At 60.4% G+C, this 2497-nt stretch carries 2 protein-coding genes; one reads left to right on the top strand and one right to left on the bottom strand.

Features of this window, described 5'->3' with window-relative positions:
* Positions 1 to 12: 12 nt before the first annotated feature.
* The gene (locus EOB59_RS16455) at positions 13 to 1371 is read right to left on the bottom strand and encodes an NAD(P)/FAD-dependent oxidoreductase (RefSeq protein WP_127396300.1); all 1359 of its coding nucleotides are present in this window, start codon (positions 1369 to 1371) and stop codon (positions 13 to 15) included.
* A gap of 317 nt (positions 1372 to 1688) precedes the next feature.
* Between EOB59_RS16455 and EOB59_RS16450 the strand changes: the two genes are divergently transcribed.
* On the top strand, positions 1689 to 2405 hold the full coding sequence (locus tag EOB59_RS16450; protein WP_127396299.1) for an XRE family transcriptional regulator: 717 nt from the start codon (positions 1689 to 1691) through the stop codon (positions 2403 to 2405).
* Positions 2406 to 2497: the final 92 nt, after the last annotated feature.

The following is a 2497-nucleotide window of genomic DNA, read 5'->3' as shown; positions in this document are numbered from 1 at the left end:
GCAGCCGCCGCCCTACTCCGCCGCGACGCCCTTCACCTCGAGATAGCTCTCCATCGAATCGTCCAGCGCCTGCAGCCACGGCGTATGATGCAGCGGCGCCATGGTCCCGGTCATCAGCGAGCGGTAGGCGTGGTCGCGGAAGCCCATGATGTTCTCCGCCTTGTGGTGTTCCCATTCCATGAAGGTCTGGTTGACCGCCTCGACGTCGAAGCCCGGATAGTCGGTCTGGTCCATCAATTCCTTGGTGTAGTCGCCCTGGAACCAGATCATCTGCTCGGCGTCTTCGAGCGTTTCCTCACGCGCCCTCCATTTCGCGCCGTGCTCGGTCATTGCCTTGGCCGACGGCAGCTTGATGCGGCCCATGATGACGTCGCGGGCGAACCAGGCCTGCGCGTCGAACATGTTGAAGGTGTAGAACTGATCCTGCATGCCGATATAGGAAAGCTGCGGGTTCTTCTCCCAGACGACGCCTTCATAGAGGTCGAGCGGCCACATGCGGTTGGCGGTCTTGAGCTTCAGATCGTCGGTGAGGAAGGGGAAAGAATGGAGATAGCCGGTGCACAGGATGATGGCATCAACGTCTTTCGTGGTGCCATCCTTGAAATGCGCGGTTTTGCCGACGACCTTCTGTAAGAGCGGCACCTCTTTCCAATTCTCCGGCCATTTGAAACCCATCGGCTTCGAGCGGTAGCTGGAGGTGATGGATTTGGCGCCGTATTTGTAGCATTGCGAGCCAATGTCCTCGGCCGAATAGGAGCGGCCGATGATCAATATATCCTTGCCCTTGAATTCCATCGCGTCGCGGAAATCGTGGCTATGCAGGATGCGGCCGTTGAAGGTCGAAAAGCCCTCGAAATAGGGCACGTTGGGCACCGAGAAATGCCCGGAAGCGACAACGACATTGTCGAACTCTTCCGAATAGGTGACGTCGTTGGTGCGGTCATGCGCGGTGACGGTGAATTTCTTCGTCTCGTCGGAAAACGTCACCATGCGCACCGGGCTGTTGAAGCGCACCCATTTGCGAAGGCCTGATTTTTCGACGCGTCCCTTGATGTAGTCCCACAGCACGGCGCGCGGCGGATAGGAGCCGATCGGCCGGCCGAAATGCTCCTCGAAAGTGTAGTCGGCGAATTCCAGGCACTCCTTCGGTCCGTTCGACCAGAGATAGCGGTACATCGAGCCGTGCACCGGATCGCCATGCTCGTCGAGGCCCGTGCGCCAGGTGTAGTTCCACAGGCCGCCCCAGTCCGACTGCTTTTCGAAGCAGACGATCTCGGGAATGTCGGCGCCCTTGTCGGCCGCCGACTTGAAGGCCCTGAGCTGTGCCAGGCCGGACGGGCCGGCTCCGATGACGGCAACGCGACTTTTCATGGCAGGCCTCCCGATCTGGTTTCGACTTTTGTCTTGACGCAATTCCCAAGGGGAAAGCGCTATGCGCTTTTCCCGGAATTGCTCTTACGAAACAAATTTCACTCACAGGACAGTAATTGGCCCTTTCGTGCTGTCAACAGCCCGATGCTGAAACAAGGTTTCGCCGATGTGGATTTCCCGCGAAAAACCGGACGCGGCCAAACATCATTATCATGCGCATGCGCGCTCACGCGACTTGCCGTCGCAGTTGCGCTCCTGTATCGGCACCTGACATGTTCACCTAGAGTGAAATAAATCCCAGGAGTGCCGGGGGCGACATGGCGAAGAAGGTTTCCGATCCCAAGGCTGGTCTCGCCGGTGCGACGGCCAAGCCGCTGCCAAAGGTTTCAGCCGACGGCAAGACCATCCGCGCGCCACTGACGCAGAACCCGCATGCCATTCGCGACACGCGCGAAAAAGTGCTGGAGGTGGCGATCGGCCGCGAGGTGCGGGCGTTCCGCAAGAAGCTCGGCATCACCGTGGCTGATCTCGCGGTCGCCACCGACATTTCGCTCGGCATGCTGTCGAAGATCGAGAACGGCATCACCTCGCCGTCGCTGACCACCTTGCAGGCACTGTCGCGGGCGCTCGGCGTTCCGGTAACAGCCTTCTTCCGCCGCTTCGAGGAAGAGCGCAGCGCCGTCTTCGTCAAGGCCGGCCAAGGTCTCGATGTCGAACGCCGCGGCACCCGTGCCGGCCACCAGTATAATCTGCTCGGCCATATCGGCTCCAACACCAGCGGCGTCGTCGTCGAGCCCTATCTGATCACGCTGACCGAGGATTCCGATGTGTTCCCGACTTTCCAGCATGAGGGCATGGAGTTCCTCTACATGCTCGAAGGCGAGGTCGTTTACCGCCACGGCAGCAACCTCTACCCGATGAAACCCGGCGACAGCCTGTTCTTCGACGCCGACGCGCCGCACGGGCCGGAACAGCTGACGAGGCTGCCGATGCGCTATCTGTCGATTATTTGCTATCCGCAGAGCGCGGGGTGAGCGGGACGCAAGCAGCCCCCTCACCCGGATTGCCAGCCGAATTGCGAAGGGCAATTCGGGGCAATCCGACCTCTCCCCGAGGGGAGAGGAGG

Origin of the sequence: Mesorhizobium sp. M7A.F.Ca.MR.176.00.0.0 (genome assembly GCF_004023165.1) — a bacterium.
Lineage (GTDB): Bacteria > Pseudomonadota > Alphaproteobacteria > Rhizobiales > Rhizobiaceae > Mesorhizobium.
Note: the sequence above shows the minus strand (reverse complement) of the source record. Positions and strands in the feature narration are given on the sequence as shown.